At 61.6% G+C, this 14,487-nt stretch carries 15 protein-coding genes; 10 read left to right on the top strand and 5 right to left on the bottom strand.

Annotation, left to right across the window (positions count from 1 at the left end):
- Positions 1–3: 3 nt before the first annotated feature.
- Positions 4–1,341 (top strand): AmpG family muropeptide MFS transporter, encoded by a 1,338-nt coding sequence (locus L1075_RS05535; protein ID WP_246894190.1) that lies wholly within the window; start codon positions 4–6, stop codon positions 1,339–1,341.
- 41 nt (positions 1,342–1,382) lie between these two features.
- On the opposite strand, the gene L1075_RS05530 is transcribed toward L1075_RS05535, so the two are convergent.
- Positions 1,383–3,188 carry an SEC-C metal-binding domain-containing protein gene (locus L1075_RS05530; protein ID WP_246894191.1) on the bottom strand — a complete coding sequence of 602 codons (1,806 nt, stop codon included), beginning with the start codon at positions 3,186–3,188 and terminating at the stop codon, positions 1,383–1,385.
- 138 nt (positions 3,189–3,326) lie between these two features.
- Between L1075_RS05530 and L1075_RS05525 the strand changes: the two genes are divergently transcribed.
- The 5 genes from L1075_RS05525 to L1075_RS05505 all read left to right on the top strand — a co-directional run bounded on the left by L1075_RS05525 (position 3,327) and on the right by L1075_RS05505 (position 9,622).
- Positions 3,327–5,249 (top strand): hypothetical protein, encoded by a 1,923-nt coding sequence (locus L1075_RS05525; RefSeq protein ID WP_040241682.1) that lies wholly within the window; start codon positions 3,327–3,329, stop codon positions 5,247–5,249.
- An 83-nt stretch (positions 5,250–5,332) separates the two neighbouring features.
- Positions 5,333–7,264 carry a DNA topoisomerase III gene (locus L1075_RS05520; RefSeq protein ID WP_246940638.1) on the top strand — a complete coding sequence of 644 codons (1,932 nt, stop codon included), beginning with the start codon at positions 5,333–5,335 and terminating at the stop codon, positions 7,262–7,264.
- Positions 7,264–8,163, top strand: a complete 900-nt coding sequence (locus tag L1075_RS05515; protein WP_246940635.1) for a ketopantoate reductase family protein — start codon at positions 7,264–7,266, stop codon at positions 8,161–8,163. Before L1075_RS05520 ends, L1075_RS05515 begins: the two co-directional genes overlap by 1 nt.
- A gap of 29 nt (positions 8,164–8,192) precedes the next feature.
- Positions 8,193–8,453, top strand: a complete 261-nt coding sequence (locus L1075_RS05510; RefSeq protein ID WP_246940633.1) for a hypothetical protein — start codon at positions 8,193–8,195, stop codon at positions 8,451–8,453.
- Positions 8,450–9,622 carry an FUSC family protein gene (locus L1075_RS05505; protein WP_246940630.1) on the top strand — a complete coding sequence of 391 codons (1,173 nt, stop codon included), beginning with the start codon at positions 8,450–8,452 and terminating at the stop codon, positions 9,620–9,622. The genes L1075_RS05510 and L1075_RS05505 overlap by 4 nt, the downstream gene beginning before the upstream one ends.
- Before the next feature lie 19 nt (positions 9,623–9,641).
- Here the strand turns inward: L1075_RS05505 and L1075_RS05500 are convergent, their stop codons facing one another.
- The gene (locus L1075_RS05500; RefSeq protein ID WP_246940628.1) at positions 9,642–9,962 is read right to left on the bottom strand and encodes a hypothetical protein; all 321 of its coding nucleotides are present in this window, start codon (positions 9,960–9,962) and stop codon (positions 9,642–9,644) included.
- Positions 9,963–10,008: 46 nt separating this feature from the next.
- Positions 10,009–10,287 (bottom strand): FAD assembly factor SdhE, encoded by a 279-nt coding sequence (locus L1075_RS05495; RefSeq protein ID WP_246894197.1) that lies wholly within the window; start codon positions 10,285–10,287, stop codon positions 10,009–10,011.
- Positions 10,288–10,511: 224 nt separating this feature from the next.
- Between L1075_RS05495 and L1075_RS05490 the strand changes: the two genes are divergently transcribed.
- The 3 genes from L1075_RS05490 to lapB are packed head-to-tail and all read left to right on the top strand — an operon-like array spanning position 10,512 to position 12,341.
- Positions 10,512–10,808: an integration host factor subunit beta gene (locus L1075_RS05490; RefSeq protein ID WP_040241697.1), complete on the top strand. Its 297-nt coding sequence runs from the start codon at positions 10,512–10,514 to the stop codon at positions 10,806–10,808.
- Positions 10,809–10,850: 42 nt separating this feature from the next.
- Positions 10,851–11,156 (top strand): lipopolysaccharide assembly protein LapA domain-containing protein, encoded by a 306-nt coding sequence (locus tag L1075_RS05485; RefSeq protein ID WP_040241700.1) that lies wholly within the window; start codon positions 10,851–10,853, stop codon positions 11,154–11,156.
- The gene (lapB, locus tag L1075_RS05480; RefSeq protein WP_246940625.1) at positions 11,157–12,341 is read left to right on the top strand and encodes a lipopolysaccharide assembly protein LapB; all 1,185 of its coding nucleotides are present in this window, start codon (positions 11,157–11,159) and stop codon (positions 12,339–12,341) included.
- Positions 12,342–12,344: 3 nt separating this feature from the next.
- Here the strand turns inward: lapB and pyrF are convergent, their stop codons facing one another.
- A complete protein-coding gene (pyrF, locus tag L1075_RS05475) occupies positions 12,345–13,046 on the bottom strand; it encodes an orotidine-5'-phosphate decarboxylase (RefSeq protein ID WP_040241706.1) in 702 nt (233 codons plus the stop codon).
- 226 nt (positions 13,047–13,272) lie between these two features.
- On the opposite strand from pyrF, the gene L1075_RS05470 reads away from it, so the two are divergent.
- Positions 13,273–13,545, top strand: coding sequence for a ComEA family DNA-binding protein (locus tag L1075_RS05470; protein WP_075369784.1), 273 nt, complete (start codon positions 13,273–13,275; stop codon positions 13,543–13,545).
- A gap of 87 nt (positions 13,546–13,632) precedes the next feature.
- Here L1075_RS05470 and L1075_RS05465 read toward each other — a convergent pair whose 3' ends face one another.
- Positions 13,633–14,394: an SDR family oxidoreductase gene (locus tag L1075_RS05465; protein WP_246940622.1), complete on the bottom strand. Its 762-nt coding sequence runs from the start codon at positions 14,392–14,394 to the stop codon at positions 13,633–13,635.
- Positions 14,395–14,487: the final 93 nt, after the last annotated feature.

Here is a 14,487-nt window from a genome sequence, read left to right as displayed (position 1 = left end):
CCGATGACTCACGATGTCTCACACCGCCGCTGGCGCGACGCCTTGGCGGTTTATCTGCAGGCACCGGTCATCACCATGCTGTTTCTCGGCTTCGCCGCCGGCCTACCGTTCCTATTAGTGTTCTCGACACTCACGGCGTGGCTGCGCGACGCCGGAGTAGAGGTCGCTGCCATCGGGTTCTTTTCCTGGATCGGCATTCTCTATTCGATCAAGATCGCCTGGGCACCGATCGTCGATCGCGTCGCCCTGCCCGGGTTGGGCCGCTGGTTCGGTCAACGCCGCAGTTGGATGCTCTGCGCCCAGTTGACGATCGGCGCAGGACTGCTGGGCCTGGCCGCCCTCTCGCCGCCCGCGCATCTCATCCCCATCGCCGGCCTGGCCCTGCTGGTCGCGTTCGGCGCGGCGACACAGGATATCGTCATCGATGCCTATCGCATCGAATCCGCCGAGGAAAGCGTGCAGGCCGCCATGGCCTCGACCTATATCATCGGCTATCGCGGCGGGCTACTCGCCGCTGGTGCCGGGGCGCTTTATATCGCCGACGCGGTCTCTTGGCATGCTGCCTACGCGTGCATGGCCGCACTCGTCGGGATCGGTTTGATCACCACTCTGGTGAGGCCAGAACCGCAACGCTCGACGCTAGGCGTCCAGCTAGCCAGCGAGCCACGCGTGCGCGCATTCCTGTACCAGCATCGTCACGCGCCCCGGCGACGGCGACGCTTCGGCGCCTGGGTCATCGGGGCCATCGTCTGCCCCTTCACCGATTTCTTCGCCCGTCATGGGCGCACGGCTCTATGGTTCTTGCTGTTCATCGGTCTCTACCGCATCAGCGACCTAGCGATGGCCGCGATGGCCAACCCGCTCTACATCGACCTGGGCTTCAGCCTCTCCGAGATTGCCAATGTGACCAAGGTATTCGGCATCGCCATGAGCATTTTAGGCGGCGTGGCCGGCGGGCTGTTGGTAGTGCGCTTTGGATTGGGACGCATGCTGGTGGCAGGCGCCCTGGCCACCGCCCTCACCAACCTGATGTTCGTAGCGCTGGCCAACGCGGGACACAGCTTTCCCATGCTGGTCATGACCATCATGGGCGACAACCTCGCCAATGGCCTAGCGAGCACGATCTTCATCGCCTTTCTTTCGAGCCTGACCTCACGTGCCTACACGGCAACGCAGTATGCCTTGTTCTCATCGTTGATGACGCTACCCGGCAAGTTTCTCGGCGGTTTTTCAGGGCTGGTGGTGGATGGCGTCGGCTACACAGGCTTCTTTACCGTCAGCGCGGCCTTGGGCGTGCCCGCCGTGCTACTCGCGTTCTGGCTCGCTCGCACTCAGCGCTGAACATGAGACCCAAAGCTGTCACGTTTTTGCATGGCGTCTTCTCAACGATGAGCGTCCAGCCACGCTATGGCACCCGGCGTTGCCATCCACTGGTCGCGCATTAGTTGGCGGTATTGCCATGCCTCGGCGCGCGTACCCGGCGCCGGTGCATCGACGGCCAGCGTCACCGGCTTCGGCTTCTCGTCGCACAGCATCGGCACCAAGTAGGGATTGGCCCGCTGGGCGACGCTTAGCACCTCGTCAGCCTCGTCACTGCGTGCCAGCCGATACAAGGCGAGCACGCGCGCCATGGTCACACCGATCATCTCTTCCTCATCATGCACGCCGCTGAGTTCGGCGGCCTCGTCGTCACGCCCTTCACGCAGCAACTGATCGAGTACCAGCTCGCGCAACCCCAAGTCATCTTCTTCATCGAGCTTGAGCACTCGCTCGGCGAGATGCCGTGAACGCGTCCGCGCGCCACGCTCCATCCCCACGATCAGCGCCAAGGCGCAGCGCAGTAAGGTGGCATTGTCGGCATCATCCCAGGCAAAGGGGCCTTGCTGTGCCTCGAGTTGTGACAGCCATGCTTCGAATCGCGCCGCCAGCGGCACAAAGAAACTCTCCGCCATCCACGGCAGGCTTCCAAAGCGGCTGGTCAACGCTAGGCTCAGCGACTGCATTACCGCCGGCGAGCCCAGCCATTCGGGATGAGCACACAAGGCGGGAAGCCATTCTCCAGCGTTTTCCCAGGGGTCGGTCTCGAAACTCAGCGCGGCATCTTCATCGATGGTCGCCTTGAAATACTCGAACCATGCCGCGAAAGCGGTATCTTCACGAGCCGTGGCATGATATTCCACGTGACCTTCCGAAGTACGCGACAATTGCAGCCGAGGCGGTGCTTCCAAGGTATCGAGCAAGGCGGCAAGCGACGCCAACGGCTCGGCCAAGTCTTCCTCGGAGTTGATCATCTGCTCGGCCAGGGTCGCCTCGGGATTGGCGGCCAGGTCGGCCAAAAACTGTAGTTGATCCACTTCGAGATCGGAGCGTTTAGAGAGTCGGCGCCACCAGAAATGCGCCCGGGCGCGGGCTTCTTCTGGATGGCCCTCGTGCAGCAACAGCATGGACTCGATATAGGCCAGCGTTGGCGAATCGGGCAGCGTTTGCTGGGCCCGCACGAAGGCTTCCCGAGCACTGGCCAAATCATCGCTATCGAGATGCATCAAGCACAAGCGCTCGAGCGCCACACCGCGCAGGAAGGTCGGGCCGCGCTCCAGAACCTCGTCGAGTAATGCCGCCCGCTTGCGATGAAAACCGCGCGATTGATAGAGATCGACGAGGATTTCAAACGCTGGCTCGGCCTGTTCGGGCAGACGCGACCAATCACGCTCGCTGGAGAAGAGGCTCTCGAGGATCTGCTGGGCGCGACCGCGCTGACCGCTTTCGGCGGCAATCAAACCGGCCTCCAGCAGTGCCTGGTCCGGCGCCTTGCCGCTCCCCAGGGCCGCCTTGAGTGTCTCGCCCGTCCACTCTTTGAGCGACAGCATCCACATCAGATGCGGGGGGACCGCACCTGGCAATGTCACCGCACCGCAGCATTGCTTGGTCTTGCGCCCTGAATCGCACCAGCAGGGTTCGTTACGCCCCGGCCACGCCAAGGGTTCGGGATCGAAGCCCAGTCGCACCAGCGGCGTCTCGTTCCACAATAAGGGCGCCAAGGCCTGCGCCAGGCTCAGATCGCCGCCGACACGCACCACGCCCTCGTCGCGGGCCCAGATCATCAGCGCCGGATAATGCTCGTTGTCGCGTATCGCCTTCAACGCGCCGCTGGCGTACCCCAGCAATTGTTCCACCCATGCGGCCAGCATTGCGACCCTCCAGAAAAAATCGCCTTATTCTAGCATGTCCGACGAGCGAGCCTCATCCGTCTACCGCTTGGTGCACCCATGCCGCTTTTCGGGTATTGTCGCCGCTTGTCCGAACCCCGCCATGTAAGGGATGTCATCGTGCTCCTGCCGTTGCCGTTTCAGCGTAAAGCATCGCCCGCTCAAGAAACCTCACAGGTCCGCCTCGAACGCGAAGGACGCAACGAAATCCGGCGCATCACTGCAGCCGTCGAGAAGGTACCCTGGTCGGTCAGTCTGATGCAGATCCTATGGACGGCCGGTCCAGTGACGCTGCTCGGCGCCTGGGGCGGCTACCTGTTGGGGTACGGCAAGGCACCGACCACGGAAAACTACGTCTTCTTCATCTCCTACACGGTAATCACCGGCGCTGCGGGGATTCTGGCCAACCTCGGCTACCACCTCACTCAGGGGCGCAAGGCCGAGAAGACCTCTGGACAGATCGAGCAGGTCATCAAGACCTTGCCCGAGCTACTTCTGGTCACGCGCGATTTGATCGTCGAAAGCCTCGAAGGCGATGCCCGGCGCCGCGAAGCCGCCGCCATGTTGCTGCGCAAGCATGATCTCTCGCCGGAGGGCGTTGAGTTGGCGGCCATCGAACTCCTCGACGACCGCGAAAGCGCACGCCTCATCGGTCAGATCGACGTCTATCGCCGGGTCGGCTTACACGCCCGCATTCGCGATCTCGTTACCCAGTACCGCGACACCCTGGAGCCTCAGTTCAACGCCCTCTACGACACCGCACCCATCGCCACGCACCTGCTGCGTGAGCGCTTCGAGGGTCGTGCCCCCGACCTTCATCAGGGTGTGCCGCGCGACGAGAACTTCATCGAGCGCGTCATGGCCGCCATTGAGCAGGACAACGACCTGCTGATGACCCTTCAGGACGTCGAGGAAATGATGATTCTGGCGTTCGAATTAATCAGTGGGCGCAAGATTCCGGTGCTCTCGTTCGAGTATCGTGGCCGCTGGCGCCTCGCACAGGCGTTCGACAACCTGGAAGAGGCACGTGCACGCCAACGCATTGCGCAAGCAACCGGGCTCTCGCGTCTCAAGGCGCTCAACGTCTATCTCGCCGAACAATCCGGCACCTTGGTCGAGGACAGCGCCTCGGGGCTGCGCGCCGAACTGCTGCTCGAGCGTTCGGTCAAGGCGATGGACGCGCTGGCCGAGCAGATCGTGCACCTCGCCCAGGCAGTGGAAGTCGGCCAGGAAGAACGCAAGCGCGCGTTGCGCACCAAGTCGGATATCCTCGCCAATGCCATTCAGCTCTACAAGAGCGTATCCAGCGCTTACGAACATGTGGGCCGCAGTCACGCTCAGTTAATCAAGTCGGTGGATCGCTGGGAGCGCATCACCGCTAGCTTGTCCGATGATACGACGCGTCTGCGCCTGGGGCCGGGTCGGCGAGGACTGCGCATCCGCGAAAGCACCATTGCGCTGGATGACGAAGCCAAGGCACGGGTCTGCAAGCATCTCGCCCGCTACTTGAACCAGACGGGCATCACGCCACGCCATCACGAAGCCTGGCGCGGCGCACACCGCGAGACCCAGCTCAGCGTCGGCGTGGATGCCGCCAAGCGCCTGGCCATCGAGATTTTCCTCGCCCTCGAACCTCACGTAGGGCTGTCGCAGCCCGCCACGCAGCGTGCCATCAACAGCTCCAATGCTGCCGACTTCGGCCAGATCGAGCCCAACCTGTCGGCGGCCGCCAAAGCCGCGCTGGGCGCCTCGATGGTCCGGGAGGTGGATACCGAGTTGTCACGCGCGGCGGAATCGCTGGCGTTGGCGTTGGTGCGCCACTATCGCGTGGAACTCGAGCCGGCAGCCATCGAGTTTCTCAAACGCCAGTACGGCGCCCGTGACAGCACGTTGCAGATGCTCTCCAACATCAACCTGACGGGACGCAGCGACGCCCGCAACGTCAGCTTTCTCAGTCATCGCCCGCCCGCCGTGGGAACGCCACATCGCGACTGGTACCGCGCCCTGGTGCGCGCACGTCGGCTCTTCGGGCGTCGAAACTAGCTATCCACCGCGCCAATTCGGCCCACGCACTGGATCGAGCATGGCAGAATAGATGCCATGTTCATGCTGGATCGCCTAACATCATGCGCCTGATCGTCGCCGAAAAGCCCAGTCTGGCACGCGCCATCGCTGACGCATTACCCGCCAAGACGCAACGCCAGGACGGGTATCTCGAATGCGGGGAGACCTGTATCAGCTGGTGCGTCGGGCATCTTCTCGAGCAGGCACCCCCCGATGCCTACGACGCGCGCTATCAGCAATGGCGCCTCGACGATTTGCCCATCGTGCCGCAGCAATGGCAACTCATACCCCGCGCCAAGGCCCGGGCGCAGTTGGCCGTAATTCGCAAACTCCTAAAGCGTGCCGATAGCGTCGTGCATGCCGGCGATCCGGACCGTGAGGGGCAATTGCTGGTCCAACAGGTCATCGAACGCCTGGGCTGGCGCGGCCCGATGGCGCGACTGTTGATCAGCGACCTCAACCGCCCCGCCGTGCAACAGGCATTGCAACGCCTCGAGGACAACGCACGCTATCAATCGCTCTTCGAGGCTGCCGAGGCACGCTCACGCGCCGATTGGCTGTATGGCATCAACTTGTCACGCGCCTGGACCTTGACCGGCCGCCAAGCCGGTTACTCGGGCGTACTCTCGGTAGGACGTGTGCAGACGCCCGTGCTGGGACTCATCGTACGCCGTGATCTGGAGATCGAGGGCTTCGTCTCACGCCCCTTTTATACGCTATGGGCGGATCTGGGCGTCGAGCACGGCACGCTACGTGCCTGGTGGCAACCCCAACCGCCGCATCCGTTGGACGACCAAGGGCGACTATTGGCGCGCGAGCCGGCCGAGGCGTTGGCGTCGCGCCTGCCCACCGCCGAGGGGCATCTCAGCGCCCTGCAAAGCAAGAAGAAGTCCCAATCGGCCCCATTGCCATATTCACTGTCGGCATTACAGGTCGATGCTGCGCGCCGTTACAAACTACCGGCCAAACGTGTGCTGGATATCTGCCAGACGCTCTACGAGCGCCATCAGCTCATCACCTATCCGCGTTCGGATTGTCGCTACCTACCTGAAGGTCATTTTGCCGCGGCGAGGCAGACACTCTCTACCGCCTGTGCCAATGACGACACCCTCGCCGGTTGGCTGCGGGGCGCGGATTTCAGCCGCCGCTCACGCGCCTGGAACGACAAGCAGGTCGGCGCCCACCATGCGCTCGCGCCTACCGGGCGCCCTTTCGACGCGGCCCGCTTATCCAATGATGAGGCCAACGTTTTCCGGCTGATCGCCCGCAACGTACTCGCGCAATTCTACCCGCCGCTGGAAACACGCGACGTCAAAGCCGAGTTTTCGATCCTCGGGGAGCGTTTTCGCGCCCAGGGCCAGGAGGTACTCGTGCGCGGGTGGAAACCGCTATTCACGACGCGTGATGAAGCACCGGCGTTGCCCGCGTTGCGCGAAGGCGAAACCGCTCGGGTCCAGGCTTGTGCCGTGGAGGACCGTCAGACGCGCCCACCGGAGCCATTCTCCGACGCTAGCCTGATCAAGGCGATGATGAACATCGCCCGCTACGTCGACGATGACGCAGTGCGTCGTACCCTGCGCGATACCGACGGCCTAGGCACCGAGGCGACACGCGCCGGCATTCTGGAGACACTCATCACGCGCGGCTACGTGATTCGCCAGCAAGGCGCACTGCGTGCCACACGGACCGGACGCGCGCTGATTCAGGCCTTGCCGGATACCGCCACTCGCCCCGAGCGCACGGCCCTTTGGGAGCAGCGCCTGGCCGAAATCGCCGAGGGCAACGCCGACGCCACCGCATTCCTCGACACGCTGGTGGGCGATGTTCACCAACTACTGAGTCAGGCGGATGCCGAGCGCATGCGCCAGGCTCTGGCTACGCCGGGCGGTGCCGAGCCCTCACGGCCGACACGCGGCAAATCCAACACCGCACGGCGGCGCACCAAGAAGCGCACTTCGTCACGCAAATCCACCACAAAAAAAGGCGATACCTGATGCGCCCAGCGCCCACATGGTGGGTTCTCGGCGCCGGCGCGCTAGGGCGACTCTTCGCCATCCGTTTGACGACCACGTTGTCGCTACACTTGATCGGCCGCCGCCCCGACGATAGCCCGCTCCGCTATCATGCCCCTTCTGGCGAGATTCATGATGTGGATGTGGCACGTACCACGCTCGCCACCCTGGCATTGCACACGCACGCTCGCCCTGCGCTAGTCGTGCTCGCCACCAAAAGCCATGCCACCCTGTCGGCCGTCGAAGAACTCGCAGCCCATATCGATCCTCAAACGCCTCTGCTATCGCTGCAGAACGGCTTCAGCATACAGCCACGGTTAGCGGATATCTGGGCCGGTCCGGTGCTCTGCGCGAGCACCACCGAAGGCGCCTATGTCGAGGGCAATGCCGGCGTCGTACATGCCGGCACGGGAACCACCTGGGTCGGTGATATCGAAAACACCTGGCCTGCCCTGGCGCGTGACTGCGTATATTGGCTCAACCTGGCAGGATTAAGCGCCTATCACGATGACGCAATCGTTCAGCGCCTGTGGCACAAGCTCGCCATCAATGCCGCGATCAACCCGCTCGTAGCCCGCTACCGGATCCGTAACGGCCAGTTGCGCGACCGACCTTTCCGCCGCATGGTCGACACCGTCATCGACGAGATCGGCCCCTTGCTCGAAGGTGAAGGCGTCACCCCGCCACCAGCGGGCTGGCATACGCTCGTCTGGGAGGTCATCGCGGCCATGGCCAATAACCGCGCCTCGATGCTGCAAGATGTCCTCGCCGGCAGACCGACCGAGCGCGAGGCCATACTAAGACCGTTGCTGACGGCCGCCGAGCGCCAACGATGCGCCGCGCCGACGCTCGAGACGTTGTATCATGACACGCCATCATGAATACCCGGACCACGACGAACGGAGATTCCATGCGCCACCGCCTCTTCATCACGCTCTTATTGGCTTTCTTGCTACCCGGGCTCGGTCACGTGTTCCTGCGTCGCTGGGGGTGGGCCACATTGTGGCTGGCCGGATTCATCGCGCTAATGGCGCTGATGATGATCCCCATTCGCTGGCTAAGCTTCATCTGGTTGCTGCTACTACTCGTGCTGTGGGTGGCCAGCATGGTGCATGCGGCCACATTGGCGCGCGCTAAAGCATCCGCCGGACACCAACACGGAGCGTCATGACAGTGATGTCGCCCACTCGTCTGCGCGATCCGTACTTCATCTACCGCTACCGCCATCGACTTCACGTCTTGCGTACCTCGCTGGCGTTGGCGATCACCTTCATCGTCATTCTGACCCTGCAAATACCTCATGGCAGTTGGGCGCTGGTCAGCACGATGATGGTAATGGGCAATCTGCCGCATATCGGCGGCGTCATCGACAAAGGGGGGCAACGACTTCTAGGCACGGTGCTGGGAGCGATCTGGGGCATATTGCTAGTGCTGATTCCCGCGCCAGCACCGTGGGTGGTACCAGCCTGGACCTTGATCGGCATCGCAGTCGCCACGCACACCACGTTCGCCACGCGCTATGGCTATAGCGCGCTGATGTTCGGCGTGACATTGCTGATGGTCGTGGGTGACGGCCACCAGGACTTGGGGATCGCCCTGTGGCGAGCCTTCGATGTGCTGATCGGAACGAGCATCGGCATCCTCGCGACCTTGTTCATTCTGCCCCAGAAAGCCACCGACCTCTTACGTTTCCTACTCGCCGACAATCTCGACAAGCTAGCGCGCCTGTATCATGCGCATACCAATGCGACGCAGCATGACGACGTCGATACGCGGCAGTTGCTGAAGAGCACGACGGATCAACTGGTCAAGCAACGCGGCCTGGTGGATGCCATCCACAGCGAGCGCCGTCTGCATCGCGATGACCTGGAACGCATTTTGTCGCTGGAACGACGCATGCTGTCGACGATCGAGCTTCTTCTGGAAACTCACTGGGCAACGCGGGCCGGTCACGACATCATCGCCGAACTCGATGGCTTGCGAGACGAACAACACCGCCTGGCGCGCGCGCTCGGCAGCCTGGCGTTCCAGGTGCGCACGGGGCAGACCATCGACATCACGGTGGTCGCCTTCGACTTGCAACGCCATGCACAAGCCGCCCTGGAGGCACGTGGCGAAAACGACCGCGCCTTGTTCAGCCCGAGCGGCTACCTGTGGCTCAACCGTGAGCTGGCACGTCTTACGCAAGCACTCATCGGCACCTTGCAGACGCTCGACCGACTGCCCAGCGCCCGCTTGCGTCGCCGCGCATCACGCCACACCCTGATTCGCGACCGCCTGGCGATGCCACTGGATACATCCCGGGGCGACCCGGAACGCACCGAGGATGACACACGCTGACGCTCAGTCACGATGAGCGTCAGCGCCGTCCCAACGGCATTGCCTCTAACAGCCGTATACGCAACAGGCGACGCGAAGTGGGCGCCGCGCTATCGGGCCACAGCCAAATAACGCGGCGCCCGATGCGCAACCCGATCAACCACGCGCCGATACGCAGGGGTCTCGGCGCAGCGTTCTGCCACTGTCCCGAGGCCTCACGCCATTGCCATGTGGTGTGCTCCCCATCGAGGCGTTCCCGCAATTCCCAGCGCCGTTGGTCACGCCACCTGTAGCCCACCAGTGCCGCACCGCTAAGCGATACTGCAGACGTCAGCCATCCTGCACTCAGCATGAGCGCCAAGCCACTCACTCCCCCCCAGACGAGGACATGAAGCGCCAAGTCGAGCCTAGAGGGTACGATACTGATTGTTGGAAGTGGTTTCGGCATAATCGACGATCATTTGGACGATTCGCCGCAATTCGGCGTCGGCGGGCCACTCTCGGCGCATCAGCCAGATGAAGAGATCCTGGTCTTCCCGATCGATCAGCGTCTGATAGCGGGCCTTGTCCGCCTCCTCGAGCTGCGGATAGCAATGTTCGAGAAACGGGATCAGGAGTAGATCCAGCTCCCACATGCCACGCCGCGAGTGCCAGTAAAGCCGTTTAATGGTTACATCGTCCTGCATGGAGACTCCCAAGCGATGTCATGACATGAATAGACGACGAGTATACCCGAGGACTTGGCGAGACACATCGTTTCCACTCCTTGCGCAAAACCGGCTAATATTGACTTGCAATGTGCTAGTGCGTTGTTTTATCAAGGTTTGAGCAGTATGCTGAATTCACAACAATACCGTGGTCGCTTTATTGCCATATGCAGCGGAGCGGCAAAGTCGCTTGGAGACATTCGATGACCAAGTCCGAGTTGATTGAACAGATTGCCATTCGGCAGCCCGAGCTGTCGGCCAAAGAGGTCGAGGCAGCAGTCAAGATCATCCTCGAAGACATTACCCACTCGCTTTCCAGCGGTGGACGTGTCGAAATTCGCGGGTTCGGTAGCTTCTCCCTACACTTTCGGGAGCCCCGGACCGGACGCAATCCCAAAACCGGCGACCCCGTCGATCTGCAGGGCAAGTTCGTGCCGCATTTCAAGCCCGGCAAGGAATTGCGCGAACAGGTCAACGCCAGCCGTGCACTCGGCTACTGAAGCCCACAGGGCGCCATATCTCCATGCAAAAGGAACCTGCCCATGCGTTGGTTTAAAGGTGTCGTGCTGGCCATCATCTTGCTGGTCGTCCTGTTGCTCGGCATCCTGTTTGCCGTCAATAACCAACAAGCCATGCCGCTCGACTTGATATGGGTCGAACTGCCTCCCGCCTCGCTGTCTCTCTGGTTGCTGATATCGCTGGCCTGCGGTGTGATTCTCGGCATGCTGGCCATGACCGGTATCTATTTGCGGCTGCGCACGCTTCTGACGCGTGCCCAACGCCACAATCAACAGCAGCGCAAGGAACTGGATCGGCTACGCACCCAGGAGTTCAAGGAAGCGCCCTGAATGCTTGATCCACTGCTGCTTGGCCTATTGGTCGCGGCGATTGCCATCGGCTGGTGGCTCGGACGTCGCGAGCGCCGGCGCGCTCGCGAACGCCTCTCCCCTGAAGTATCGTTGCCCAGAGACTACTTCATTGGCCTCAATCATCTGCTCAACGAGAAGCCGGATCAGGCCATCGAGACGTTTGTGCAAGCACTCGAGGTCAACAGCGACACCATCGAGACGCACATTGCGCTGGGTAACCTGTTCCGTTCACGCGGTGAAGCCGACCGCGCCGTCAAGATCCATCAAAATCTATTGGCGCGTCCGACGCTTACCCCCTATCAAGGCGGTCTCGTGCAACTGGAATTGTCGCGGGATTTCCTGAACCTGGGATTACTCGACCGCGCCGAACGCCTGCTGCAAACACTGGTGAAGGACACCCCCGACGAGGGGCTGCGCGACGCTGCCAAACGCCTGCTGGTCGATTTGCTCCAGCGCGAGAAGGAGTGGCAACAAGCGTTGGATGTCGCCACGCCGCAGCTCATCCGCCAAGATGCCGATATCAAGCGTGCCGCGGCTCACTGGCTTTGCGAGCTCGCCCAGCAGGATCGGCACAATGCGAGCCCCAGCATGGCTCGCAAACGTCTGCGCCAGGCCCTCTCGATCGATGAGCGTTGTGTCCGAGCCACATGGCTACTCGCCGAACTCGAACGAGACACAGGACATTACAAGGCGGTCATTCGTCATCTCACTCGGATCCCCGAGCAGGACCCCGGATTCCTTCCCGTCATACTCGACCCCTTGCACGAGGCGTATCGACGTCTTCAGGACGAAGCGGGCTGGTGTGCCTTCCTGGAAGCGAAACTGCAAGAGACGCACTACACCAGTGTGGTGATCATGCTAGCGGCATCCCGCCTGCGCACGGATAGCCAGGAAGCGGCCATCGAGCTCATCAGTGAGCAGTTGCAAGCGCACCCTAGCTTGCGTGGCGTCGACTATCTCATGGACCTATATCTAATAGGCGAGGAGCATGGCGACCGCGAGCGCTTGCTGCTGCTCAAACAGCATACCCAGAAACTACTCGCGGCACGCCCCCGGCACCGCTGCCATCGCTGCGGTTTCGGCAGCGCTCAATTGCACTGGCAATGCCCGCGCTGCCAAAGCTGGGGTACCACCAAGCCCATCACCGGGCTAGAAGGCGAATAGTCGCTAACGCCCGATCTCATGCTCGATATCGGCCAATGCCGCCATCGGATCCAAGGCTTGCGTCACCGGCCGGCCGATCACCAAGTGCGTGCTCCCCGCCGCCAACGCTCGTGCCGGCGTCAGCGTTCGACGTTGATCGTCGCCATTCGAAGCGCTAGGGCGTATGCCCGGCGTGACCTTCAAGAAAGTATCGCCACATAGAGCGCGCAACGCCGTCGCTTCCTGCGCTGAACACACCACTCCATCCATTCCGCTGCGTTGCGAGAGTGCCGCCAAGCGCTCGACCTGAGACAATGGATCGTCATCGACGCCAACCTCGGCGAGATCCTCACGCGACATACTGGTGAGTACCGTCACCGCTATCAGATGCGTAGTAAGCCGGCGCTTATCGAGTCGTTCTCTGGCCGCTTCCATCATGCGACGCCCGCCACCCGCGTGGACGTTAATCATCCATACGCCATGGTCCGCCGCCGCCTCGACGGCGCCCGCCACCGTGTTGGGAATGTCGTGAAACTTGAGATCCAGAAATACCTCGAAGCCACGAGCATGCAGTGCCTCGAGTATCTGCGGGCCACTGCGCGTGAATAGCTCCTTACCAACCTTGACCCGGCAGCGCGCGGGGTCTAATCGATCGGCCATGACAAGCGCCTGGTCGAGATCAGGGTAGTCGAGAGCAATGATCAACGGCGTGTCGGGACGCGGCATGATGTCTCCTGCAAATAGTAGGGTGGCAGCAACGGCAACATTATACCGCCGCCCAACTTCGCCACATAGCACCTCGCGAGTATTCCACCCAACCGTCTCTTATTAAGAACAATCTCATTTTGTAGTCATTAGCTTACAAATCACGTCATTAAAAGATGACATTTCAATCATGGAAATCTGGGTATGGTGAAGCCGCTCAATAAGATTTTTCTAAAGGAGAGGTTGTATGAAGAAACTGCTGAGCTGTGCCCTACTGACGCTGGCGTTAAGCGTCTCTACCCTCGCGGTCGCCCAGGAAGATGCCTCGGCGCCTATCGACATCAATCAAGCCTCTGCTGAAGCATTGACCCAACTACCAGGTATCGGCGAGGTCAAGGCACAGGCGATCATTGAAGATCGCAATGCGAATGGACCTTTCGCCTCGCTCGACGCCCTGACCCGCGTCAAGGGCATCGGCAAAGGAACGGTGGCGGATCTAGACGACCGTGTCACGTTCTGAAACCACCCTATCGACGCTCGTACGGGAGGCACCCGGCGAGCGTCTTTTCGGCCGGCATCAATAGCCGCCTGAAACGTTGACGAGCCCTTAGATCCTCAAACCACCATCGCATTCCAGCACTCGTCCCGTGAAATAGTCGTTTTCCACGATATAACGCACGCTCGAGGCGATATCAACCGGCTGCCCCAGATGTCCCAAGGGGATGCCCTTGCTGATTTTCTCGAGTACTTCGGCGCGCATGGACGCCGTCATCTCGGTTTCGATGAACCCGGGTGCCACCGCCGCCACTCGGATCCCTTGGCGTGCCAGCTCCTTCGCCCAAGTAACCGTCAGCGCCGCCACCCCCGCCTTAGAGGCACTGTAATTTCCCTGACCCATGTTGCCAGACCGCGAGATACTCGAGACATTGATGATGACACCGCCCTGGCCCGTCTCCACCATCTGCGTCGCGCCTTCACGCCCGCATAGGAAGACCCCCGTAAGATTGACGTCGATGACCTGTCGCCACTGATCTAACGTCATGCGTTTCTCGATATGCCCCGCGCTGCCCTTCACCAACAGCCCATCGTGAGTGACGCCCGCATTATTGACCAACACAGCAAGCGGACCCAGCGACTCACGTTGCCGCGCGAATGCCCGGGTCACGGCCTCTTCATCGGTTACGTCGACCAGGAAGGCGTATGCGGAGATGTGACGCTCCGCCAATGAAGCAACCGCAGCGCTCAACACCTCTTCTTGCCGGTCGAACAATGCAAGACGCGCGCCCAATGCCCCGAGTTCAGCCGCCATCGCCAATCCCAGACCTTGGGCACCTCCCGTTATACCTACCACCGCCCCATCAAGCTGCATGGCGACACCTCCCGCTTTCAAGTAATGAGCCCGGACCTCGTGGCTCTTTTTGTGCACCGCAACATGAAGAGCTTAGCATGCGATGCATAGCGT

Source organism: Chromohalobacter beijerinckii (genome assembly GCF_023061185.1).
In the GTDB taxonomy this organism is placed as follows: Bacteria; Pseudomonadota; Gammaproteobacteria; order Pseudomonadales; family Halomonadaceae; genus Chromohalobacter; species Chromohalobacter beijerinckii.
The sequence above is the reverse complement of the archived record's forward strand: the minus strand, read 5'-3'. Positions and strand labels throughout refer to the sequence as shown.